Below are 23,873 nucleotides of genomic sequence, written 5' to 3' on the forward strand. Positions count from 1 at the left end.
GGCTACGGCTACGGCTACGGCTACGGCTACGGCTACGAGTATGACCGCGCGCCCCGGCTGGGCGGCGAGTTCACCGTTGCCAGGGCGGTGAGTTCGCCGGTGCCGGGGTGGGCGGTTCTTCCCCTTCGTAGGCCGCCAGTGCTGCTTGGCGGCTCTCCAGGACCTCGGCGAGGTCGTCGGGGAGCACGCAGTCCTGTGCCAGTTTCATACAGGCCTTGGCCTCCACGAGAGCCCATGCCTGCCGGGCGCGTTTGTTGGCCAGACGTCTGCTGTCGCTCCGGAGGAAGCCGACGCCTGCCGCGCACCCCGCGGCGGCAAGGGCAACCAACGCCGCAGGTACGCGGGCGTCCGCCGATGCCAGGCCCGCGGCTCCGGAGACGGCGGCGAGGAGCGCTGCGGGGAAGCCCAGAGCGATATCGACCTTGGCCCAGAACTCAGCTCTGCGATGCGCCAGGTCCTTCTGTCGCGTCGCCTCGTCACATAGCCGTTCGACCTCGGCTCGTGGTCGGCTCAAGGGCTCGTTCCGGGAAAGCGGCACGGGCACGGGGGAGGGAGTGGCCATGTCTGGATTCCAACACACAGGAAACACAAGGGACTTGTACGGGCGTGCACAGACTTGAGGGGCGTCCGTGGTGGGCTCCTGACAGATCGACTTCGGCTGGGCCGGGGGCGCAAGCGAGTCTGTTGTTGTTGCTTCCGGCGAAGGAGGCTCCTGCCGGAAGCGTGGCCTGTTGCCTCCTTGAGGAGCGTGACATGAGGCTCCTCAAGCGTGGCCTGCGGTCTCGTCAGGCGTGACTTGTCGTCGCCTCGGCGGATGTCTTTTTTGCGCAGATGGTTACTGTGGGGAGCTCGCCGGCGCCGGTCGGCGGGCGGGCGGCGCCTCGTGGGTCGCCCGGAACCCGATGAGAGGTGCGGACATGACGAGCGTGCACGGTGGCCCCCTGGACATCCCCACTCCGGACGGCATCGCCGATGCCTATCTCGCCCACCCCGACGACGGCCAGCCGCACCCCGGCGTCCTGCTGTACATGGACGCCTTCGGACTGCGGCCGTCGCTGGAGGAGATGGCCAGGCGCCTGGCCGGGCACGGCTACACGGTGCTGGTGCCCAATGTCTTCTACCGCGCCGGACGTGCCCCGGTGGTGGAGCTGCCCGACTTCATCGATCCCTCTCAGCGGCCGGAGATCTTCGAGCAGCTTTTCCCGGTGATCCAGACCCTCACCCCGGACCTGGCGATGCGGGACGCCGGAGCCTACGTCGACTGGCTGGCCGCCTCCCCCGAGGTCACTGACGGCCCGTTGGGCACCGCCGGTTACTGCATGGGCGGGGTCCTCGCCATCCGCACCGCCGCGGCCCGTCCGGAACGCATCGGCGCCGCGGCCGCCTTCCACGCCGGCCGCCTGGTCACCGACGCCGAGGACAGTCCGCACCGGCTCGCCGACCGCATCACGGCGGAGCTGTACTTCGGCCACGCCGACCACGATCATTCGATGCCCGCCGACCAGATCAAGATCCTGGAGCAGACGCTGGACACCGCGGGCGTGCGCTACCGCAGCGAGCTGTACGAAGGTGCCGACCACGGCTACACGCAGGCCGACACCGCCGCGTACAACGCCGAGGCGAACGCACGCCACTGGCGCAACATGCTGGAACTCTTCGGGCGCCGTCTCTGACACCGCGGGCGGGCCGGCGCCGGACAGCTGCCGGCCTGCTGCTCTGTCGGCAGGCCGACCTGCCGGCTGCCGTCTTGTGGGCCGCCGTCGTGTCCGGTTGTCCGGTCCGTGTGCAGATGCTTCGTACGGCCGCCGTCCCGCTCAGCCCACCGGGACGGCGGCCGGACTTGCACCGGGGTCGGGGTGCCGGCTGTTGCCGGTGGGCAGGACCAGCATCTTCGTCACGGTGCCGTCGTCCGCGACGACGTCGCGGACATGGGTGAATCCCAGCTTTTTGCCCAGCGCCAGACTGGCGGCATTTTCGGCGCCCACCATTCCGTACACCTCGCTGAGCTGCAGGGTGTCAGCGGCGTAGTGCAGCAGACCGCGGACCAACTCGTTGCCCACCCCCCTCCCCCGGCTCTTCTTGACCAGCGCGGCGATCATCTCGTAGCCGTCGACGTTGCCGGTTTTCTTGATCTCCGCGTGGCCCACGTAGGCGCCCTCGGACCACACAGCCCATACGTCGAACATGTTCTTGGCGTAGATCTCGTGGAGAATCGCTTGGAATATGACCCGGATCTCTTCTTCGGGTACGCGGTCTTGGCCCATCCAGCGGCAGACCTCTTCGTCACCGAGCAGCGCGACGAAGACTTCCTCGTCCTCGGGCCGGTAGGGCGCAAGAATCAGCCGGTCGGTACGCAAGATCGGGGTCATTCCAAGGTCCCTTCTCATGGGAAAGCACAAGTGATGTGGGTGTGGCGAAAGGCAATGCCGGCGCGGAACGGAGGGGCCGGCTTCCGGGGAATGCCCCGGTCGTGAGGCGGGCTCGGCGCAGGCCGTGTCCGGGCATGTGCGAAAGTGCGTGATCTCGTGCGAACTGCGGGCCGTGCGGCGGTAGTTACCCCGTCATGCCGTCGACCGCCGCGGCCCGATGGTGGGACGGAGTCGTGCCCGCCGCTCCGGCCAGGAAGAACAGGTCCAGGTCACGGACCGGCCCCTGAGAAAATCCCCCGCGATCCGCAGTTCCCTCACCCCGTAAAAGTCTTGAACTCCGCTCTCAGGCGTCCGGCCTGTGCGGCGCATGTCACTGGTATAGCGCAATAACGCCCTATCGTCACTACCTGACGCCAAATCCGATATGCCAGGTAATTAAGGGGTACCCTGCCATTTTCCGTAGACAACGGGATGATGCAGATGCATGGCGCAGGGCCGCGACCCGGGGAAAGGGGAACCAGCAGCCGGAAATCGTTTTCGTCGGCGGTGAGCAGCGAGGATTCTGCGGGGACAGCCGGACGACGCGGAAGGTCGCAGGGCGACCCGGCAACTCGGAAAGCGGCCCCGCCACTTGGAAGGCGGCGCGTGGGCGGCGCAGTGCGCGGCGGGCGGCGCGGCGGGGCGGGGCGCAGTTCGCGGTGACGGCAGACAAGCAGGCACGGCGGCTCAGCGCCCGGCAACGGTGCGGCCGCAAGAGGAAGCGCAAGAGGAAGCGGTGAACGGGCCGTGCGGGCCGCGCCGGCCGGTGGCCGTGTCGCGGCCCGCACGGGGGTGGTGCGGGAGGGAGCAGGGCGCGGCGGTCGGCCGCGGCCCTGCGGGGCGGACCGTCAGGAGGCGGCGCGGTCCATGCGTTCGCGCAGGCTACGGGGGCGCATGTCGGTCCAGACCTCGTCGACGTAGGCGGAGCACTCGTCCTGGGTGCCCTCCTTGCCCACGGCGTGCCAGCCGTCGGGGACCTCCAGGTCGGCCAGCCACAGCGAGTACTGGTCCTCGTCGTTGCGCAGCACCTGGTAGCGGGCGTTCTCGTCCATGTCACGCTCTCCCATCATCGGTTGGGTTGGGTTGGGTTGGGCTGAGTTGGATTCGGTTGGACTGGGTTGGGCTGGGGTGGGCTGGGGTGGGCCGGTCGGGCAGTTGATCTTGTTCAGGGTGCCGTCAACGGCCGGTGTGCGGGGGGCCTTTCGGGAATTCGCCGTACGCGGTGCGGTGGGTGGCGTCGGCGGCCCGCCGGCCTGTGGGTCCCTCATGCGCTGTCCCGGGCGTGCTGGGCGATCCGGCGAAGAGCCTCGGCGAAGTCCTCGGCCACTGCCCGTACAGTCGTCTCCTCGTGTACGTCGGGGCGGTAGTGCCAGGTGAAGGCGAGCCGGCCCTCCTGCACCGCGCCGACGGCCTCCAGCAGGTGGGAGCCGCCGTCACGGGGGTCGTGGTCCTGGCCGAAGGAACCGTGCTCGGCACGGACGAGAGCTCCGGAGGAGTCGGCCGACCGCGCGTCCCACTGGCCCAGGTAGTTGAACACGATCTGCCCGCGGCCGGTGCGGTCCAGCCGCTCGCGCACCTCGGCGGGGCCGTGGGTGCGCAGGGCGCCGAAGCCGAGTCCGTTGCCGGGGACGGCGCGCAGTTGGCGGCGGACCGATTTGACCAGGGCCCGCCAGTCCCGGGACGGGCCGAGATCGGCGGGGTCGGAAACCTGGAGGCCGACCGGGTAGACGGTGGTGAACCAGCCGACCGTACGGGAGAGGTCGACGCCGTCCAGGACGTCCTCACGGCCGTGCCCTTCGAGGTCGATGCAGACCCGGTCCTGACCGGTCCAGCGGGCGAGTGCCAGGGACAGGGCGGCCAGCAGGACGTCGTTGATGCGGGTGCGGTAGGCGGTGGGGGCCGCGCGGAGCAGCGCCGTGGTGTCCGGCTCGTCGAGCGTCACGGTCACCGTGCGCGACGCGCCGGCCGGGGTGTCGGCGTCGTGGTCCACCGGAAGCGGGGCGGGGGCCGCGGCCTCTTCCCAGTAAGGGAGTTCGTGGTCCAGTCCGCCCTCGGCGACATGTGCGGCCAGACCTCGTGCCCAGTCCCTGAAGGCGGTGGTGCGCTCGTCGAGCGTGATGGCCTGCCCCGCCGCGGCCTGGTGGTAGGCGGTCTCCAGGTCGTCCAGCAGGATGCGCCAGGACACCGCGTCGACGACCAGGTGGTGGGCCACCAGGAGCAGGAAGGCGGGGCGGTCCGGGTCACCGGTGAACAGCGCCGCCCGGAGCAGCGGGCCCCGGCCGATGTCGAAGCCGGTGTGCAGGTCGTCGGCCGCCTTCTCCATGGCGGTGTCGGCCTCGTCGGGCGGCAGGCCGGTCAGGTCGTGCCGGGTGAGGAGGCCGTGCGGCTCCGCGGGCGGCGGGTTGTGCTGGTGCCAGCGGCCGCCGTCCTCGGTGAACCGCATACGCAGCGCGTCGTGGTGTTCCAGCAGGGCGGTCAGCGCTGCGTGGAGGGCGGCCGGGTCGGGAGTGCCGTCGAGTTCGAGCAGCGCGGACTGGTTGAAGTGGTGGTGGTTGGCGCGGGGGGTGGCGAAGAACCACTGCTGGATGGGGGTGAGCGGCAGGTCGCCGGTCACCGGGCCGCTGTCGGTCCGGTCCGGTCCGGTGGTGACGACGGTGGCCAGGGCGGCGACCGTCTGGTGGGTGAACAGGTCCTTGGTGGCCAGGTGCAGTCCGGCCCGTCGCAGCCGCGACACCACTTGCATGCTCAGGATCGAGTCCCCGCCGAGGTCGAAGAAGTTGTCCTCGGCGCCGACGGTGTCGAGGCCGAGCACATCGGCCCAGATCTGGGCGATCCGGCGTTCGGTGTCGGTGCGCGGCGCGATGTGCGGGCCGGTGGCGCCGGCGGCCGGGTCGGGATCGGGCAGGGCGCGCCGGTCGGTCTTGCCGTTCGGGGTGAGCGGCAGCCGGGCCAGGGGGACGAAGGCCGACGGGACCATGTGCGGGGGCAGGAGGCGCGCCAGGTGCTCGCGCAGCTCCGTGACGGGCAGCGGCTCCGTGACGAGCAGCGGCTCCGGGGTGCCGTCGGGTGAGACCTCGGACAGGACGTGGGACGCGACGTCGGACGGAACGTCGGACAGGACAGCTGACGGAACGACGTAGGCGACCAAACGTGCGGGGGCGGTGGGCTGTTGGCCGGCCGCGGCGCGTACGGCGACCACCGCGTCCCGTACGTGGGGGCTGCGGCGCAGGGCGCTCTCGATCTCGCCGGGCTCGATGCGGAAGCCGCGCACCTTGACCTGGTCGTCGGCGCGTCCGGCGTAGCGCAGGTCGCCGTCGGCGCCCCAGCGGGCCAGGTCGCCGGTGCGGTACATCCGTTCGCCCGCGGCGCCGAACGGGTCGGCGACGAACCGGGCCGCGGTCAGGCCCGGGCGTGCCAGGTAACCGCGGGCGAGTCCGGGCCCGGCGACGTACAGCTCGCCGGTCACCCCGACCGGTACGGGGCGCAGGGCGGCGTCCAGGACGTACGCCCGACTGGTGCCGAGGGGACGGCCGATGGACGGGGTGCCCGCTTCCGGGGCCAGCGGGCCGGTCCAGGCGGACACCACCGTCGCCTCGGTCGGGCCATAGGAGTTGATCATGCGGCGGCCGGGGGCCCAGCGCGCCACCAGGTCGGCGGGGCAGGCCTCGGCGCCGACGATCAGGGTGCGCAGGCCGGGCAGGTTGTCGGCGGACTCGGGCGGCACGGTGACCAGGGCGGCGGGCGGGATCAGGGCGTGGGTGATCCGCCGCTCGGTGAGCACCTGGGCCAGCCGGTCGCCGACCAGCGGTCCCTCCTCCCCCGCGACCAGCGTGGCGCCGGCCAGCAGGGAGAGGCACAGCTCCAGGAAGGACGCGTCGAAGCTGGGTGAGGCGAACTGGAGGACCCGGTCACCCTGGCGGACCTCGTACCGTTCGGCGGCGGCCACGGCGAAAGCGGCGAGTCCGGTGTGTGTGACCACCACGGCCTTGGGGGTGCCGGTCGAGCCGGAGGTGTAGATGACGTAGGCGGGGTGCGCCTCGGTCAGCGGGGTGCGGCGGTCCGCGTCGGTGGGCGCGGTGCCGGGGCCGTCGTTCCGCCAGACGGCGGCCGGGTCGTCGAGGACCACGGCTGCCGCCGCGTCGCGCACCATGAACGCGCGCCGCTCGGCCGGGTACGCCGGGTCCACGGGCAGGAAGGCGCCGCCGGCCTTGGCCACGGCCAGTTGGGCCACCACGGTCTCCGCCGAGCGGGGCAGCGCCAGCGCCACCACGTCCTCGGGACCGACCCCGCGGCCGATCAGATGGTGTGCCAGCCGGTTCGCCGCGCGCTCCAGCTCCGCGTACGTCAGCTCGCGTGCGCCGTCGGCCAGCGCCACCGCGTCGGGTGTGCGAGCCGCCTGCCGCTGGAACAGCTCGGGCAGGGTGGCCGGGGGCACCGGGCGGGCGGTGCCGTGCCCGTGGGCCAGCAGGCGGCGCAGTGCGTCGTCCGGGGCCAGGGGCAGGGCGCCGAGGGGGCGGTGCGGGTTCTCGGCGATGCCGGTCAGCAGCGTGGTGAGCTGGTCGGCCATCCGCTCGGCGGTGGCGGCGTCGAACAGGTCGGTGTTGTAGGTGAGCAGCCCGTGCAGGGCGCCGGAGTCGGTTTCGGCGAACTCCAGGGTGAGGTCGAAGCCGGCGTGGTGGGTGTCCGGCTCGATGTCGCTCACCTGGAGACCCGGCAGGTCCAGTGCCGCGCCGGGCGCGTTCTGGAGCACGACCATGGCCTGGAAGAGCGGGGTACGGCTGGTGTCGCGTACGGGCTGGACCTGGTCCACCACCTGCTCGAACGGCACGTCCTGGTGCGCGAAGGCGTCGAGTACGGTCTCCCGCACCTGCGCCAGGAAGGCGGGGTAGGCCTCGTCGGGATCGACGGTCGAGCGCAGGACCAGCGTGTTGACGAAGAAGCCGATCAGGCGCTGGGTCTCGGCGCGGTCGCGGCCCGAGGTGACGGTTCCGACGGCGATGTCGTGCTGCCCTGACAGCCGCGCGAAGAGGGTCTGCGCGGCGGCGATCAGCGTGGTGAACAGGGTGGTCTGCCGGGCCCGGCCGAACTCCGCCAGTTTGCGGGCCGTTTCGGGCGGGAGGACGAGCGGGGCCGTCGCGCCGTTCCTGGTCTGCACGGCCGGGCGGGGCCGGTCGGTGGGCAGGTCCAGGGGTTCGGCGCCGGCGAGGCGTTCCTGCCAGTAGCGCAGTTGCTCCTCGGCGGCCGTGCCGTGCGCGGTGCGCTGCCAGTGCGCGACATCGGCGTACTGCACGGGCAGCGGCGGCAGTTCGGCCGTGGTGGCGCCGAGTGCGGCCCGGTAGAGGTGGGCCAGGTCGCCGGTGAGGACCGCGGTGGACCAGCCGTCGGTGATGATGTGGTGCAGGGTCAGCGTCAGGACGTGGTGGTCGTCCGCCAGCCGGATCAGCTGGGCCCGCAGCAGGGGGCCCTGGCGCAGGTCGAAGGGGCGGGTGCGGTCCTCGGCCAGCAGCCTTTCGAGCTCCGCCGTGCGATCGCCTGCGGGCAGCGCCGACAGGTCGTGCAGCGGCAGCGGCACGTCCTGGGGCGGGTGGATGACCTGGATGCCCTGGCCGTCCTCGGATTCGAAGGTGGTGCGCAGCGACTCGTGCCGGGCCACCAGCGCGGTCAGGGCGGAGCCGAGTGCGGGGGTGTCGAGCCGGCCGCTCAGGCGCAGCGCCAGCGGGGTGATGTACTCGGTGCTGCCGGGCGCGAACGCATCGAGGAACCACAGGCGTTGCTGGGCGAAGGACAGCGGCGGCGCGGTGTCCCGGGGTGCCGGGAGGATGGCGCCGTGGCCCGTGGGGGCGCTCTCGCCTTGGGCCAGCAGCGCGGCGAGCGCGGCCGGGGTCGGGTGGGTGAACACCGCGCGCGGGGTCACTTCGGTCCGGAACGCCTCCGCCAGCCGGGAGGCCAGCCGGATGCTCAGGATCGAGTCGCCGCCGAGCGCGAAGAAGTCGTCCTCGACACCGACGTCCGCGACGCCGAGCACGTCGGCCCAGACCTCGGCCGTGCGGCGTTCGGCTTCGGTGCGCGGGGCGACCGGCTCCGGGCGGTCCGGGCCGGCGGCGGGTGCGGGCAGGGCCGCGCGGTCCACCTTGCCGTTGGCGCTGAGCGGCAGGGCCGCCAGCGGCACGAATGCCGTGGGAACCAGGTAGTCGGGCAGCGTCTGCCGGGCGTGGGCGCGCAGCGCCTCGGTGTCGAGGCCGTCGCGGCCGTCGTGGCCGTCGTGGCCGTCGTGGCCCACCACGTAGGCGACCAGCCGCTTGGTTCCCGGCCGTTCCTCCCGGGCCACCACCGCCACGTCGGCGACGCCGGGATGGGCCGCCAGGGCGCCCTCCACCTCGCCGGGTTCGACACGGAAGCCCCGGATCTTGACCTGGTCGTCGGCGCGGCCGAGGAATTCCACCGTGCCGTCGAGCCGCCGGCGGGCCAGGTCCCCGGTGCGGTACATCCGGCCGCCGGGCGGGCCGAAGGGGTCCGCGACGAACCGGTCCGCGGTCGCACCGGGACGGCCGAGGTAGCCGCGGGCCACGCCCTCGCCCGCCAGGAAGAGTTCACCCGCGGTGCCCGGTGGTACGGGCCGCATCCGTGCGTCGAGGACATGGACGCGCATGTCGTCCAGCGGGTGGCCGATGGGGACGGTGCCGGGGACCGCCGCGGCACCGGTCATGGCGAAGGAGGTCGCGAAGGTCGTGGTCTCGGTCGGTCCGTAGCCGTCCACCACGGTCAGTCCCGGGCAGGCGGCCAGTACCCGGCGCGCGGCGGCGGCGGGGACCACGTCGCCGCCGGTCCACACCTGGCGCAGCCCGTCGAAGCAGTCGGGCGCGTCCTGGGCCAGCAGCCGGAAGAGCCCTGCCGTCAGCCACAGGGCCGTCACCTCTCCCCCGGCGGCCAGCCGCCGCAGCAGGGCCGCGTCCACGGCGCCCTGCGGGGCCACCACGACGCGTCCGCCGTTCAGCAGCGGCGCCCAGACCTCGAAGGTGGCGGCGTCGAAGGCCACCGGCGAGTGCAGCAGGACCCGTGCGCAGCCGGGGCCGGTGAAGCGGCTGTCGGTGGCGAGCGCCGCCACGTCGCGGTGACGCACCCCGACGGCCTTGGGGGTGCCGGTCGACCCGGAGGTGAACATCACGTAGGCCAGCCGGTCCGGGTCGGCGGGCGCGGGCGGCACGGCGGGCGCGGCCGGTCCGGCGGTGCGTGCGGCGGCCACGTCCTCGGCGGTCAGCCGTAGTGTCGCTCCCGCCTGGTCGAGCAGCATCCGCCGGCGCTCCTCGGGGGCGCGGCCGTCGACCGGCACATAGGCGCCGCCCGCCTTGAGCACTGCCAGCTGAGCCACCACGAGGGCGGCCGAGCGGTCCATGAGCAGCGCCACCCGGCCCTCGGGGGCCAGGCCGTCCGCCAGGAGCCGGGCGGCCACCCGGTCCGACCAGTCGCCGAGCTGACGATACGTCACCTCCGCGCCGTCCACCTCCGCGAGCGCGACCTCGTCCGGGGTGCGGCGCGCCTGCTCGGCGAACAAGTCCACCGGCGAGTTGCCCGCGGCAGGGCGTGCGGTGGTGTTCCACCGGTGCAGCAGCGTGCGGTCGGCGGCGGTGAGCAGGCCGAGGTCGTCCAGGCGTCGGTCCGTGCCGTCGGCGAGCGCGGTCAGCAGGGTCTCCAGGTGGGCCGCGGCCCGCTCCACCGTCGTACGGTCGAACAGCGCCCCGTCGTAGGCGAGGTCGAAACCTAGGCGGTCGGCGAGGTAGGCACGCAGGCACAGCGGGAAGTTGGTGGCGTCCTCGGCGCGTACGTCCTGGATGCGGATGCCCGCTCCGGCGGCGGCCGTCTCGTCGAAGGGGTAGTTCTCGAAGACCATCATGCTGTCGAACAGCGCCTCGCCCGGCGGGAGTTCGCTGAGGGCCTGGATGCGGGCGAGGGAGACGAAGTCGAAGCGCCGCGCTTCGCTCTGCCGGTCCTGGAGGTCGCGCAGCCAGGGCAGGACCCGCTGGTCGCCGTCGGTCCCGGCGCGGGTCGGCACGGTGTTGATGAACATGCCGACCATGGACTCGACGCCCGGCAGTTCGGCCGGGCGGCCCGAGACCGTGGTGCCGAACACCACGTCCTGGCGGCCGCTGTAGCGCGCCAGCAGCAGCGCCCAGGCGCCCTGCACCACCGTGTTGACGGTCAGGCCGTTCCGACCGGCCGTCTCGCGCAACCGGTCGGAGATCTCGGGGGTGAGTTCCATGTGCACCAGCGCGTCCGACCGGGCGCGGTGCGCCTCGACGGGCGGCCGGTCGTAGGGCAGCGGGGTGCGGGCGGTGAACCCGGTGAGGGTGCCGGTCCAGTGCCGCTCGGCCTCCTCCTCGTCCTGCTGTGCCAGCCACTGCAGGAAGTCGCGGAACGGGCGGCGGGCCGGCGGGCGGACGGTGTGTCCCCCGACCGTCGCCGCGTACTGCGCACACACGTCGGCGAAGAGCGCTCCGGTGCTCCAGCCGTCGAGCATCAGGTGGTGCGAGGACCACACCAACTGGATCTCGTCGCCGGGCAGTGCGGCCACCGCGATGCGGCTCAGCGGCGCGGTGGTGACGTCCATCCCGGCCGCCCGGTCCTCGGCGAGCAGCCGGTCGAGCGCACGGTCGCGCTCGGCGGGGGTCAGGGTCCGCCAGTCGTGGTGGGTGACGGGCAGGACGGCGCGGTGGTGCACGACCTGCACCGGCCCGGGCAGGCCTTGCCAGCGGACGCTGCTGCGCAGCGCCGGAGTGTGGTCGGCGACTTGCTGCCAGGCGGCGGCGAACGCCTGCGGGTCGGCGACCCCGGCGATCCGGACGGCCATCTGGTCGAAGTAGGCGCCCGCCGAGTCGACCAGCCCGTGGAAGAGCATGCCGGACTGCAGCGGGGTCAGCGGATGGATGTCCGCCACGTCCCGTCCGTCGCCCGCGATCAGGTCCACCTGGTGCTGGTCGAGCCGGGCGAGCGGGAAGTCGGACGGGGTGCGGCCGCCGGTGTCCGGCCGGGCGCAGTGCGCGACGATCTCGGTCAGGGCCGCGACGGTGTCCTCGGCGAGGCGGCGCACGGTGGACTCGTCGTACACCGCGGGCGGGTAGGTCCAGCCGAGTTCGAGCCGGCCGTCCTGGACCACGCCGGTCACGTCGAGCAGGTAGGTGCGGGTCTCGTCGGGGTCGGTGTCCTGGCCGGCCGGCGGCAGGGCGGCGCGGTACAGCCCGTCGTCGTCGGGGCGGTCGGCGGAGGCGATGTCCCACTGGCCGTGGTAGTTGAAGCCGATGCGCGGCCGCGGTGCGCCGGGCAGCGGGCTCTGCGGCAGGAGGTGGCGCAGCGCGCCGTAGCTCAGGCCCCGCAGCGGCACGGCGCGCAACTGCTCCTTGACGGAGCGGACGGTGTCGCGCCAGTCGGCGTCCGGGGCGACGGACAGGGCGAGCGGGAACTCGGCGGTGAACCAGCCGACGGTGCGGGAGAGGTCCAGTTCGTCGAACAGGTCCTCGCGGCCGTGGCCCTCCACGCCGATCAGCACGGTGTCCTGGCCGCTCCAGCGGGTCAGGGTGCGGCCGAGGGCGCTGAGCAGGACGTCGTTGACCTGGGTGCGGTAGACGCCGGGGACCTGGCGCAGCAGGGCGTCGGTCTCGGCCCGGCCCAGGCTGACGGTGAGGGTGGCGGCGGTGCCGTGGGTGTTGGGGCCCGGCCGGTCGACGGGGAGGTCGGCCGGGGTGTGGCAGGCCCGGGTCCAGTACGGCAGGTCGCCGTCGAGGGCGCCGGAGCGGGCGTGCCGCTCCAGGCGGGCGGCCCAGTGTCCGTAGCCGCTGCTCGCCGGGGCGAGGGCGGGCTGCCGTCCGGCGGCGGCGTCGCGGTAGGCGGCCTCCAGGTCGGCGAGCAGGATGCGCCAGGAGACCCCGTCGACCGCCACGTGGTGGACGGTGAGGACGAGTTGGGCGGGGCGGTCGGGTCCGCAGTCGAAGTACAGGACCCGTACGACCCGGCCCTCGGTGATGTCGAGGGAGGACTGTGCGGCGGCGGTCGTGCGCTGGACGGCCTCCTCTTGTCCGGGAGCGTCGAGACCGGTCAGGTCGTGGCGGAAGAAGACGTCGCCGGGGGCGGCCGGCAGCACCTCCTGGTGCCAGGTGCCGTCGGTGTGGCGGAAGCGGGTGCGCAGCGCCTCGTGGTGGGCCACCAGGGCGGCGGCCGCGTGCCGCAGCGCCGCCTCGTCGCTGTGCGGTGCCAGCTCCAGCCGGTTGGTCATGGTGAAGCGCAGCGCGTCGCCGGGCCGCCGGCCGTCGAGGTACCAGTGCTGGATGGGGGTGAGCGGCGCGGGGCCGGCCGGCGCCCCGGTGGCGTCGGCGGGCGGCGGGTTCACGGGGGCGGTGCGCAGGGCGAGTTCGGCGATGGTCTGGTGGCGGAAGACGTCCTTGGAGGTGAGTTTGAGTCCGGCCCGCCGGGCCCGGGAGACGATCTGGATGCTGAGGATCGAGTCGCCGCCCAGGGCGAAGAAGTTGTCCTCGACGCCGACCCGGGGGACGCCCAGCACCTGAGCCCAGATGCCGGCGAGGCAGGTCTCAGTGCCGGTGCGCGGGGCCGTGTACGGCGTGGCGGTGTCCGGCTGGGCGGGGGGCTCGGGCAGGGCGCGCCGGTCTGTCTTGCCGCTGCTGGTCCGGGGGATCCGGTCCAGGGGGACGAACACCGCGGGGACCATGTAGTCCGGCAGGGTGCGGCGCAGCCGGACCCGCAGCTCCTCGGCCGGGGGCGTCCGGTCCCCGGCAGGCACCACATAGGCCACCAGCCGTGCCCGGCCCGCGTGTTCGGCGGCCACCACCACGGCGTCGGCCACCGCGGGGTCACCGAGCAGGGCGGCCTCGATCTCGCCGGGTTCGATCCGGAAGCCCCGGACCTTGACCTGGTCGTCGGTGCGGCCAAGGTACTCCAGCAGCCCCCGCCGGTCCCAGCGCGCGCGGTCGCCGGTGCGGTACATCCGGGTGCCGGGCGGGCCGAACGGGTCGGCGAGGAAGCGCCCTGCGGTGAGCCCGGGACGTCCCAGATAGCCGCGGGTGACCTGGGCACCGGCGAGGTACAGCTCCCCCGGCACCCCGACCGGCACCGGCCGCAGGGCGCCGTCGAGCACATAGGCGCGCAGGTTACGGCCCGGGCGGCCGATCAGGGGACGCTCGGCGCGGCCTGCGTGACCGGCCTCGCCGACGCGGCCGGCGAAGGGGCCGTACACGGCGTCGACGGTGCACTCGGTGGGGCCGTAGACGTTGTACGCGGTGACGCCCGCGGTCTCCCGCAGCTCGCGCCACAGCGGGGTGCCGATGGCCTCGCCGCCGGCCATGACGATCCGGGGGCGGTGGTGGGCGCCGGTGAGCAGCCCGGCGGCCAGCAGCTCGTGCAGGAAGGACGGTGTCACATTGACGCAGTCCAGGCGGCTTTCGGCGACCTGGCGGACGAAGGCGGCCGGGTCCAGGCGTACGTCCTCGTCGACGAGGTGGACCTCCTGGCCCAGTGCCAGCAGCAGCGGGCCTTCCCATGAGGTGTCGAAGGAGAAGGCGGCGCTCAGCGCGAAGCGCAGGGGGCGTCCGTCGGTGGTGTGCGGGGTGACGAGCCCGGCCAGGTGGTCGTGGCAGAGGTTGACCAGCTGGCGGTGTTCGACGGCGACGCCCTTGGGCCGGCCGGTGGAGCCGGAGGTGTAGTTGAGGTAGGCGGTGTGGGAGCCGTACAGGGGCGCTGTCCGGTCGGCGTCGGTGGGGTTGTGGCCGGGCTGCCGGTCCAGGGGGGCGTCGCGCAGCGTGTCGGCGGTCAGCACGGTCTGCGGTGCGGCGTCCGAGAGCAGGAACGCGCGGCGTTCGGCGGGCAGTTCGGGGTCCAGGGACAGCTGGGTGCCGCCCGCCTTGAGGACGGCGAGGAGGGCCACCAGCATGTCGGAGGTGCGCGGCAGTTGCACGGCGACCACCCGCTCCGGGCCGACGCCGAGCGAGATGAGGTGGTGGGCCAGCCGGTTGGCGCGGTCGTTCAGGGCGGTGAAGTCCAGGGTGGCGTCCCGTGCCACCAGGGCCGTGGCGTGCGGGGTGCGGGCCGCCTGTGCCTCGAAGAGGTCGACGAACGTCCGGTCCGGGACGGGCAGGGTCTCGCCCTGCCACTCCGCCAGCACCTGCCGCCGCTCCGCGGGGGACAGCAACGGCAGGTCGCCGACCGTGCGGCCGGGGTCGTCCGCGACCGCTTCCAGCAGCAGGCGCAGCCGGGCGGTCGCCCGCTCGACGGTGTCCGCGTCGAACAGGTCGGTGTTGTACTCGACGTAGCCGGTGAGGCCGCCGTCGCGCTCCACGAAGTCGAAGCCGAGGTCGAAGGCGGCGTGCCGGCCGGGCGGCTGAACGGTCTCGACGTCGAGGCCCGGCAGGTGCGGTGCCTCGCCGCCGAGGTTGTGCAGGGCCACCATGACCTGGAAGAGGGGGGTGCGGCTGGTGTCGCGTTCCGGCTGGAGCACATCGACAAGCTGCTCGAAGGGCACGTCCTGGTGGGCGAACGCGTCCAGCACGGTGGCGCGCACCTCGGACAGCAGCGCGGTGAACGGCAGGTCGTCGGGCACCCGGCTGCGCAGCACCAGGGTGTTCACGAACATCCCGACCAGGTGCTCCAGTTCGGGGCGTTCGCGTCCGGAGGCCACGGTGCCGACCGCGATGTCCTCCTGGCCGGCCCAGCGGGCGAGCAGCACCTTGCAGGCGGCGAGCAGGGTCATGTAGAGGGTGGCGTCGGCGCGGCGGCCGGTCTCGCGCAGCCGGTCGGTCAGCGCGGCGGGCAGGGTGAACTGCAGCAGGGCGCCGTTCTCGGTGCGGACGGCGGGACGCGGCCGGTCGGTGGGCAGCTCCAGCGGCGCCACGTCGGACAGCTTCTCCTGCCAGTAGGCGAGTTGGGTGTCGTCGGCGTCGGCGGCGCGGGCCCGTTGCCAGGCCGCGTAGTCGGCGTACTGGAGCGGCAGTGCGGGCAGGTCGGGGCGGCGGTCCTGGAGGGCCGCCGCGTAGAGCTCGCCCAGGTCCCGGCCGAGCACGGCGGTGGACCAGCCGTCGGTGACGATGTGGTGCATGGCCAGGGTCAGGACGTGCTCGCCGTCGGTGAGCCGGATCAGCCGGGTCCGCAGCAGCGGCCCGTTGCCCAGGTCGAACGGGGTGGCTCCCTCACGTGCCAGCAGCGCGTCGAGTGCGCCGTCACGGTCGTGGGCCGGGGTGGCCGACAGGTCGTCCAGCGGCAGGTCGACCGCCCGGGGGGCGTGGACCTGCTGGCGGGCGTGGCCGTCGTGTTCGGCGAAGGTGGTGCGCAGCGGTTCGTGCCGGGCCACCAGGGCGTCCAGGGCGGTGCGCAGGGCGGCTTCGTCGAGGGGGCCGCGCAGGCGCAGCACGAAGAAGGTGACGTAGGCGGTGCTGTCCGGCTCGAAGGTGTCCAGGAACCACAGGCGTTGCTGGGGGAACGACAGGGGCAGCGCGGCGGTGCGGTCGGCCGCGGGGATCGGGTCGTCCGGTGCCCGGCCGGCCGCGGCCGGATCGGGCAGGGCGGCGGCCAGGGCGGCGACGGTGGGGTGGGTGAACAGCAGCCGGGGCGAGACCTCGGCGCCGAGGGCGGCGCGGAGCCGGGAGGTGACGCGGATGGCGAGGATGGAGTCGCCGCCCAGGGCGAAGAAGCTGTCCTCCACGCCCATGTCCCCGGTGTCCAGGACTTCCGCCCACACCCGGGCGACCAGGCGTTCCGCCTCGGTGCGCGGTACGGTGCGCTCCTCTCCCGCGGCGAAGCCGTCCGGGCCGGGGGCGGGCAGGGCGCGGTGGTCGAGCTTGCCGTTGACGGTCAGCGGCAGTGCGTCCAGGGGGACATAGGCGGCGGGCACCATGTGCGCGGGCAGGGTCTTTGCCAGGTGGGCGCGCAGTGCGGCGGCGGAGGGCGGGGCGTCCTGGCCGGTGCCCACGACATGGGCCACCAGCCGCCGCACCCCGGGGGTGTCCTCGCGCACCCCGACCACGGCCTCGGCGACGTCCGGGTGGGCGGTCAGGGCGGCCTCGATCTCGCCGGGTTCGATCCGGAAGCCGCGGATCTTGACCTGCTGGTCGGCCCGGCCCAAGTACTCCAGGGTGCCGTCGGCTCGCCAGCGGGCCCGGTCGCCGGTCCGGTACATCCGGGTTCCGGGCGGCCCGAACGGGTCCGCCACGAACCGCGCCGCGGTCAGGCCGGGCCGGTTCAGATAGCCGCGGGCCAGGCCCTCGCCGGCCACGTACATCTCCCCTACGGCGCCGGGCGGCACCGGGGCGAGGCGGCCGTCGAGCACCCGGACCCGCAGGTCGGGGAGGCCGCGGCCGATGGTGCTGCCGGTGGCCGCGGTCACCGTGGCGCGGTCCAGGGGCGCGTAGGAGACGTGCACGGTGGTCTCGGTGATCCCGTACATGTTGACCAGGACGGGCGCGGTGTCCGGGTGCCGTTCGTACCAGTCGGTGAGCCGTACCGGGTCCAGCGCCTCCCCGCCGAAGACCACCCGCCGCAGGGCCAGCCGCGCCCCGAGTTCGGGGTGTTCGGCGTCGGCACGCATCAGGGGGTAGAACGCCGAGGGCGTCTGGTTGAGCACCGTGACCCGCTCGTCCACCAGCAGGCGCAGGAACTCCTCGGGGGAACGGGTCACCTCGTGCGGGACGACGACGAGCCGGCCGCCGTGCAGCAGCGCGCCCCAGATCTCCCAGACGGAGAAGTCGAAGGCGTAGGAGTGGAACAGCGTCCATACGTCGTGCTCGTCGAAGGCGAACCATTCCTGGGTGCGGGAGAACAGCCGCACCACGTTGGCGTGCGGGACGACCACGCCCTTGGGCAGGCCGGTGGAGCCCGAGGTGTAGATGACGTAGGCGGGGTGCTCCGGCAGCGGGCGGCGGGCGGTTGCCGGGCCGGTGGCGGGGCGCCGTTCGAGGTCGGCGCGGACCTCGGGGTCGTCCAGGAGCAGCCGGGGGCAGGCGGCGTCCCCGAGCCGTCCGGCGACGGCAGCGGTGGTCACCAGCAGGGCCGGGGCGGCGTCGGAGAGCAGGTGGGCGATGCGGCCCTGGGGCAGCTCCGGGTCGACGGGCAGGTAGGCGGCGCCGGTCTTGAGCACCGCGACGATCGCCACGATCATTTCCGGGGAGCGGGGCAGCGCGAGGGCCACGAAGCGCTCGGGGCCCGCTCCCGTCTCGGCCAGCCGGTGGGCCAGTTGGCCTGCCCGCGCGTCGAGTTCGGCGTAGGACAGGGTGGTGCCCGCGCAGGTCACGGCGGGGGCGTCGGGTGTGCGGGCCGCCCGGTCCTCGAACAGGTCGGTCAGGGTCTGCCCGGGCCGCCCCTGCTCCGTGCCGTTCCAGTCCACCAGCATCCGCCGGCGTTCCCCGGCGGTGGTCCACGCCAGCTCGCGCAGCGGCCGGTCCGGACCGGCGGCGATCTCCGTGAGCAGCAGGCACAGCCGGTCGGCGAGCGCACGGACGGTGGCGGAGTCGAAGAGGTCCGGGTCGTGGGCGAGGTCGAAGCCGAGGCGGTCGCTGTGGTGGGCGCGCAGGACCAGCGGGAAGTTGGTCGCGTCCCGCGAGGCGACGTCGAGGATGCGGACGCCGGCGCCGGACGTCCGCGCGTCGTCGAACGGGTAGTTCTCGAAGGCGACCATGCTGTCGAACAGCGCGGTGCCCGCCGGGACGTCGCTGAGCGAGGTCAGCTGGGCCAGCGAGACGGCCTCGAAGCGCCGGGATTCGGACTGGGCGTCCTGGAGGTCCCGCAGCCAGTCGGCCGTGGTGCGGCGTTCGTCGACCCACACCCGGGTGGGCAGGGTGTTGATGAACATCCCCACCATGGACTCGACGCCGTGGAGTGCGTCCGGGCGGCCGGAGACGGTGGTGCCGAACACCACGTCCTGCTCTCCGCTGTAGCGCGCCAGCAGCAGCGCCCAGGCGCCCTGGACGACCGTGTTGAGGGTGAGTCCGCTGCGCCGGGCGGTGTGCAGCAGCGCGCGGGAGAGCTCGACGGGCAGGCTCGCCGTGTGCACCGCGGCGGAGCGGGCCCGGTGCGCCTCGCGGGACGGCCGGTCGCAGGGCAGCGGTGTCGGGGTGGCGAAGCCCGCGAGGACTGTGCGCCAGTGCTCCTCGGCCTCGCGGCCGTCCCGGCCGGACAGCCAGCGGACATAGTCGCCGAACGGGCGGCGCACGGGTGGCGTCGGCGCGCGGTCCGCGACGAGGGCGGCGTACTCCTCGCACACCTCGGTCAGGACCTGCGCCAGGCTCCAGCCGTCCAGGATCAGGTGGTGCGAGGTCCACAGCAGCCGCAGCCTGCCGCCGGGCAGCTGGATCAGGGTGAGCCGCATCAGGGGCGGTGTGCCGAGGTCCAGGCCCTGGGCCAGGTCCTCGGCCTGGATCCGGGCGAGTTCGTCCGCCTGCCGGTCGTCGGCGAGCTCGCGCCGGTCGACGTGGACGGTGGGCACGGTCACCCGCCGGTGCACGATCTGGAGCGGGACGGGCACGTCCTCCCAGACGACCGAGGTGCGCAGCACCGGCGTCCGGTCGACGACCCGCTGCCAGGCCCGGGCGAAGGCGCGCGGGTCCGCGACGCCGTCCAGCAGCAGGCTTGCCTGGTCGAGGTAGACGTCGTCGGCCCCGCCCATCAGGCGGTGGAAGAGCATGCCTTCCTGGAGCGGGGTGAGCGGGAGGATGTCCTCGACCGCGCGCCCGTCCCCGGCCAGGCGGTCCACCCCGGCCTGGTCCAGCCGGGCGAGGGGGAAGTCGGAGGGGGTGCGGCCGCCCGCTTCCGGCCGTGCGCAGTGGGCGGCGATCGCGGCCAGCGCCCTGGCCGTGCCGTCCGCCAGCTCCCGTACCGTGCTCTCGTCGTGCACCTGGTCGCTGTAGTGCCAGGTCAGCTCCAGCACGCCGTCGGCCACGACGGCCGAGACGTCCAGCAGGTGGTCGAGTGCTTCGTCGGCGGCCAGGTCGCGGCCGGGGACTTCGCCGGCGGGCGCGAAGTCCTGTCCTGGCGCGCTCTCCCACTGGCCGTGGTAGTTGAAGCAGACCTGTGGCAGGGGCAGTTCACGCAAGGCGCGGGCGGCCGGGTCCGGTGAGCCCAGACGGGCCGGCGCCTCGTAGCCGAGGCCGCGGCGGGGGACGGCCCGCAGCTGTTCCTTCACGGCCTTGAGGGTCGCGCCCCAGTCCGGCTCCCGCGACGGGCCGTCCAGGGTGAGGGTGACCGGGTACTGGGTGGTGAACCAGCCGACGGTACGGGAGAGGTCGGCTCCACCGAGGCCGGGCGCGTCCTGGTCGTCGTGCGCGTCGATGTCCTCCCGGCCGTGCCCCTCCAGGGCCACCGTCACCCGCTCCGCACCCGCCCAGTCGGCGAGCACCCGGCCCAGCGCGCTCAGCAGGACGTCGTTGACCTGGGTGCGGTAGACGCCGGGCACCCGGCGCAGCAGCGCCTCGGTGGTGTCGCGGTCGAGGCGGGCGCGGACGGTGCGGACCGAGCCGGCGCGTGCGGTGCCGGGGCGGTCCACCGGCAGCGGGGTACGCGCCACCGCGGCCTCGGCCGTCCAGTACGCCAGGTCGCCGTCGAGTCCGCCGTCTTGTACGTGCCGGGCCAGCTGCCCCGCCCAGGTGGTGAACGGTGTGGTGGCGGGCTCCAGTTGGGCCGCCTCGCCGGCGGCTGTCCGGCGGTAGGCGCTCTCCAGGTCGGCGAGCAGGATGCGCCAGGAAACGCTGTCGACGGCGAGGTGGTGGGCCGTCAGGAACAGTTGCGGCCGGCTGCCCTGCTCCGCGCGGAGCAGGACGGCGCGCAGCAGGGTGCCGGTGGCGGGGTCGAGGTCCGCGCGGGCGGCGTCGGCCGCTGCGGTGCGCGCGGCCTCGCGGGCGGCGCCGGTGGCCCGCGACAGGTCGTGGGTGGTCAGGAGGCCGGGCGCCACGGCGTCGACGGGGTGCTGGCGCCAGGTGTCACCGGTGCGGACGAACCGGGTGCGCAGCGCCGGGTGGTGGGCGGCCACGAGGTACAGAGCCCGCTCCAGGGCGTCCGGGTCGAGGTCGTACGGCAGATCGAGCAGCATTGACATGCAAAAGTGCCGCAGCGGTCCGTGGGTGGCGAAGAACCACTCCTGGATGGGGGTGAGCGGGGCCGGTCCGGCGTCGTCCGGCTGCCGCGCCGCGGGTGCCGGGGCGGTGCGCTGGACCACGGCGGCGGCCAGCTCGGCGATGGTCTGGTGCAGGAAGACGTCCCGGGAGGTCAGGCTCAGTCCGGCGGCGCGGGCCCGGGAGACGGCCTGGATGCTGAGGATCGAGTCGCCGCCGAGCTCGAAGAAGTTGTCGGTGACCCCCACCTGTGCGAGGCCGAGCACGGCGGACCAGATCCCGGCGAGCTCCCGCTCGGCCGGGGTGCGCGGGGCCACGAACTCCCGCTCGCGCGGGGCCGCGTCGAGGTCGGGGGCGGGCAGCGCGCGGCGGTCCAGCTTGCCGCTGGTGGTGAGCGGCAGGGCGTCCAGGACGACAAAGGCGGCGGGCATCATGTGGGCCGGCAGGGTGCGCCCCAGGGCCGTCCGCAGCTCGGAGACGGGCAGCGGACCGCTCCCTGCGGCGGGCACCAGGTAGGCGGCGAGGCGGGCGTGGCCGCGCTCGTCGGCGACGGCGACGACGGCCGCTGCGGCGACGGCGGGCAGCGCCAGCAGCGCCGACTCGATCTCGCCGGGCTCGATGCGGTGACCGCGGATCTTGACCTGGTCATCGGCGCGGCCCAGGTAGTCGAGTCGTCCGTCGGCGGTCCAGCGGGCCAGGTCGCCGGTGCGGTACAGGCGGCTGCCGGGCGGCCCGAACGGGTCCGCCACGAACCGCGCGGCGGTCAGGCCGGGCCGGTTCAGATAGCCGCGGGCGAGCTGGTCGCCCGCGAGGTAGAGCTCGCCGCCGACGCCGGGCGGCACCGGCTGGAGACGGTCATCGAGGACATGCGCGCGCACGTTGGCCAGCGGCCGGCCCACCACCGGCCGGGCGGTGCCGTCGATCCGGCAGGCCAGGGCGTCGACGGTGCACTCGGTGGGGCCGTAGAAGTTGTAGGCGGCGACATCGTCCAGCCCGGCGAGCTCCCGCCACAGCGCGGGGCCGACGGCCTCGCCGCCCAGCATCAGCACCCGGGGGTGGTGGCGGGGGTCGGTGAGCAGCCCGGCGGGCAGGAGCTGGCGCAGGTAGGAGGGGGTGAGGTCGAGGAAGTCGATGCGGTGCTCGACGACGTACTCGACCAGAGCGGCCGGATCGAGCCGGGTCGTCTCGTCGACCAGGTGCAGCCGGTGGCCGTCGGCCATCAGCAGCACGCCCTCCAGGGAGGTGTCGAAGGAGAACGAGGCGGTCAGGGCAACCCGCAGGGGGCCGCCGCCGGCCTCGGCGACGAAGCCGTTGCGGTGTCCGGCCAGCAGGTTCATCAGCGCACGGTGCTCCACGGACACGCCCTTGGGGCGGCCGGTGGACCCGGAGGTGTAGATGACGTAGGCGGTGTGGCCGGGGTGCAGCGGGGCACGGCGGTCGGCGTCGGTGGGGTCGGTGTCGGTGGGGTCGCCCGTAGCGGACGGTGCCGGGACGTCGCGCAGTGCCGCCTCGTCGAGCACCAGCATCGGCCGGGCGTCCGTCAGGAGGAACTGCAGCCGTTCTTGAGGCAGTTCGGGGTCGACCGGCAGGTATCCGGCACCGGTCTTGAGGACGGCGAGGATCGCCACGATCATGTCGGCGGTGCGCGGCAGCCGCAGCGCGACGAGCTGCTCGGGGCCGGCGCCCCGGTCGATGAGGTGGTGGGCGAGCCGGTTGGCGCGGGCGTTGACGGTGGCGTAGTCCAGTGTGATGTCCCCGGCCACCAGTGCCGTCGCGTGCGGGGTGCGGGCCGTCTGCGCCTCGAAGGCGGCGGGGTAGGTGGTGGGGGCGACGGGCAGCGTGGTGTCGTTCCATTCGGTGGTCAGCCGGTGCCGTTCGCGCTCCGACAGCAGGGAGAGTTCGCCCAGCGGACGGTCCGGTTCGGCCGCGACTCCCGTGAGCAGCAGGACCAGCTGCTCGGCCATCCGTGCGGCGGTGGCGGCGTCGAAGAGGTCGGTGCGGTACTCCAGCAGGCCGGTCAGGTCGTCCCCGTCGGGGACGAACTCGATGCTCAGGTCGAAGGTGGCCGCGCGGCGGGGCACGGTGACGGCCTCGGCCGTGAGGTCCCGCAGGCCGGGAGCCGCGGGCGGGGCGGGGTGGAGCAGGACCATGGCGTCGAAGAGCGGGTTGCGGCCCGCTTCCCGTACCGCTCCCGCGGCCTCCACCACCCGCTCGAAGGGGGTGTCGCCGTGGGCGAAGGCGTCGAGGACGGCGGTGGCGGAGGTGTCCAGCAGCTCGCGGTAGGAGCGCGCGGTGTCGACGGGGGCGCGCAGCACGACCGTGTTGACGAAGAGGCCGACCGCGCGCTCCAGTTCGGTGCGTCCGCGCCCGGGGGTGAGCGAGCCGACGGCGATGTCGTCCTGGCCCGACCAGCGGGCGAACAGCGCCTGGCAGGCCGCGACCAGGGCCGCGAACAGGGTGGTGTGCTGCTGCGCCGCCACCTCCCGCAGCCGGGCCGTCGCGGCTGCCGGTACGCGGAAGGCGTGGACCGCGCCGTCGCCCGCCTCCTCGCCGCTGCGGGGACGGTCGAGCGGCAGCGCCGGCGGCACGGTGCCGTCGAGCTGTTTGGTCCAGTAGGAGAGCTGTTCCGCCAGCAGGGCGCCGGACAGCCGTTCGCGCTGCCATACGGCGAAGTCCGGGTACTGCGTCGCGACGGGAGCGAGCGCAGGGGTCTCCCCGTGGGCCAGGGCGTCGTACAGCGTGCACAGTTCGTCCAGCAGCACGCCCATGGACCAGCCGTCGGTGACGATGTGGTGCGCGGTGAGCAGCAGGACGTGCGCGTCGTCGGCCAGGCGGATCAGCAGGGCCCGCAGCAGCGGCCCGGTGCGCAGGTCGAACGGGCGCGAGTACTCCGCCAGCAGCACGTCGTCCAGCGCTTCGGGGCCCGGTGCGGACCGGTCCCCCGAGCCGGCTGCGGGGGCGTTCCCCTTCCCCAGGTCGTGCAGCGGCAGCGGCACGGGGGCGGCCGGGTGCACGGTCTGCACGGGGCGGCCGTCGATGTCGTCGAACGTGGTCCGCAGGGACTCGTGGCGCTCCGGTACGGCGTCCAGCGCCCGGGACAGCGCGGCACGGTCCAGCGGGCCGGTCAGCCGCAGGGCGACCGCGCTGTTGTAGCGGGCGTCGCCGGGCCGGAGCTGGTCCAGGAACCACAACTGCTGCTGGGCGAAGGCGAGCGGCAGGGGCTGCGACCGGTCCGCGCGCGGAATCTGCTGCCGGGCCTTGGTGGCGGCCGGCGGGGCCTGGCCCGCCAGGCGGCGGCGCAGCGCCTCCTGCAACTCCTGGGGCAGGGCCGCGGCACGGTCCTTCTTCGAATGCGAAGACGTCATGTCGTCGT

5 protein-coding genes are annotated in these 23,873 nt (G+C 73.9%); 1 reads left to right on the top strand and 4 read right to left on the bottom strand.

Going from position 1 to position 23,873, the window contains the following annotated elements; all coding sequences use genetic code 11:
* Positions 1-70: 70 nt before the first annotated feature.
* On the bottom strand, positions 71-514 hold the full coding sequence (locus ABR737_RS06145; protein ID WP_350249169.1) for a hypothetical protein: 444 nt from the start codon (positions 512-514) through the stop codon (positions 71-73).
* Positions 515-917: 403 nt separating this feature from the next.
* Here ABR737_RS06145 and ABR737_RS06150 point away from each other — a divergent pair, with 403 nt between their 5' ends.
* Positions 918-1,673: a dienelactone hydrolase family protein gene (locus tag ABR737_RS06150; protein ID WP_350249170.1), complete on the top strand. Its 756-nt coding sequence runs from the start codon at positions 918-920 to the stop codon at positions 1,671-1,673.
* A 141-nt stretch (positions 1,674-1,814) separates the two neighbouring features.
* Here ABR737_RS06150 and ABR737_RS06155 read toward each other — a convergent pair whose 3' ends face one another.
* The 3 genes from ABR737_RS06155 to ABR737_RS06165 form a co-directional block, all read right to left on the bottom strand.
* Positions 1,815-2,369, bottom strand: coding sequence for a GNAT family N-acetyltransferase (locus ABR737_RS06155; protein ID WP_350249171.1), 555 nt, complete (start codon positions 2,367-2,369; stop codon positions 1,815-1,817).
* An 887-nt stretch (positions 2,370-3,256) separates the two neighbouring features.
* The gene (locus tag ABR737_RS06160; RefSeq protein WP_088796130.1) at positions 3,257-3,460 is read right to left on the bottom strand and encodes an MbtH family protein; all 204 of its coding nucleotides are present in this window, start codon (positions 3,458-3,460) and stop codon (positions 3,257-3,259) included.
* A gap of 212 nt (positions 3,461-3,672) precedes the next feature.
* Positions 3,673-23,865 (bottom strand): non-ribosomal peptide synthase/polyketide synthase, encoded by a 20,193-nt coding sequence (locus tag ABR737_RS06165; RefSeq protein WP_350249172.1) that lies wholly within the window; start codon positions 23,863-23,865, stop codon positions 3,673-3,675.
* Positions 23,866-23,873: the final 8 nt, after the last annotated feature.

This window comes from Streptomyces sp. Edi2 (assembly GCF_040253635.1).
GTDB lineage: Bacteria > Actinomycetota > Actinomycetes > Streptomycetales > Streptomycetaceae > Streptomyces.

Coding starts and splice junctions, on each gene's coding strand:
- ABR737_RS06150 (WP_350249170.1), top strand. CDS start 918: ATGACGAGCGTGCACGGTGGCCCCCTGGACATCCCCACTCCGGACGGC.
- ABR737_RS06155 (WP_350249171.1), bottom strand. CDS start 2,369: ATGACCCCGATCTTGCGTACCGACCGGCTGATTCTTGCGCCCTACCGG.
- ABR737_RS06160 (WP_088796130.1), bottom strand. CDS start 3,460: ATGGACGAGAACGCCCGCTACCAGGTGCTGCGCAACGACGAGGACCAG.
- ABR737_RS06165 (WP_350249172.1), bottom strand. CDS start 23,865: ATGACGTCTTCGCATTCGAAGAAGGACCGTGCCGCGGCCCTGCCCCAG.